The sequence below is a fragment of the Acetobacter sp. DmW_043 genome, from assembly GCF_002153485.1.
GTDB lineage: Bacteria > Pseudomonadota > Alphaproteobacteria > Acetobacterales > Acetobacteraceae > Acetobacter > Acetobacter thailandicus.
This window is the reverse complement of the sequence record NZ_JOMN01000081.1, coordinates 1-1,216: the sequence shown is the minus strand read 5'-3', so window position 1 is coordinate 1,216 and position 1,216 is coordinate 1. Positions and strand designations below refer to the sequence as shown.

Genomic DNA, 1,216 nt, shown 5'->3' with positions numbered 1-1,216 from the left:
CTGTTGCTGTCATAGCCCCTGTCCCCGATGATTTCTTCTGTCTTGTCGGGGAGATCTGCCAGCAGCTCATCGCGTGAACTGCCCCGCAGCGTAAGGCTCAGGATCGTCTGATGATGATTACGTATAAGCCTGACAACCGGCTTCACAACACTCATCTGCCGTGTTTCGTCACGGCAGATGACAAGATCTCCCGGACGTAGTGCTTCAATCGCACGCGCCCCTGTTAGGGTCAGAACAGAGGTGTCCGCCACAAAATAGTGCGAAGGCAGTGGGGGAACATCCCCCTCTCTTATGAGCGGGACTTCATTTTCAGATTTTCTGGTCTTGTTGAGTAATTTCAGTCTGTTACCGCCAGAATAATATCTTTACCCAAACTACCCGTCAGGATGCCCATCGCATCCTGTATAGCTTCGGAATACTGGCTAACCGTTACATGCCCAGGAAGTGCAACAGCACTGAAAACCCATCTGATTTTTACCAGAGAAAGCCATTATCATAACATAAAAAATACTATTTAATTTTATTCAAACTTTACTGGTACAAAACAGGATTTATCAAATCCTACATGATGCTCATCAAAAATATGGTTCAATTTTTGCCAGTACAATGCATCATCATCTGATGTCTTCCACTCATCCCAGAAGGCTTGTCCAGCACCGGAAAAATAATACTGATATGTAGACCATACTGCTCCTCCTTCAGCTATATTGGGAGACTGTTCTGCCATTTGCTCAAAGATATTTTTCGCTTCTTCAGCCGTATCATACTCGTCAAAGTAGGCGATCCATATAAGACCAGACTGCATCATCCTGTATGCAAGATCTAATATCTCCTGACACCACTTCTTAGAATACTCCATGGTGGAGCCTCGGTACGTATAGAGCAAACTTGCAAGCTCCCCACCATCAAGACAGGAAAGCATGTCTTTGTAGAAGTTTAACATTTATCTTCACCTTGACTGAAATTAAAATTTTATTTGCATTTGTATTTATTTCAACCGTTTCCATATCATTGGGTGTTCGGAAACTCACAGCCCCTGCCGGTCGTTAAGCTACCGCCGTTCCATCTGCAAACGTGGCATACCATCCTCCAGTTTGCCCTTTAATTGTTAATGGTCTAGGCTCAGGACTCATTCTTTAAGATAGAAAATGAAGCTTGCTGCGATGTGGATTGCGGACATGAAGGTATGAGCGCAGCGGTCGTATCGTGTTGCCAC

The 1,216-nt window shown here is 44.7% G+C and carries 2 protein-coding genes; both read right to left on the bottom strand.

What is annotated here, in order from left to right; translation table 11 throughout:
• The coding region (locus tag HK11_RS11725) for a hypothetical protein (RefSeq protein WP_198943268.1) at nucleotides 1–251 on the bottom strand (251 nt) is incomplete at its 3' end.
• A gap of 269 nt (nucleotides 252–520) precedes the next feature.
• Complete coding sequence (locus HK11_RS11720) at nucleotides 521–943, bottom strand: hypothetical protein (protein WP_086555499.1); 423 nt, start codon at nucleotides 941–943, stop codon at nucleotides 521–523.
• Between the last annotated feature and the right edge of the window lie 273 nt (nucleotides 944–1,216).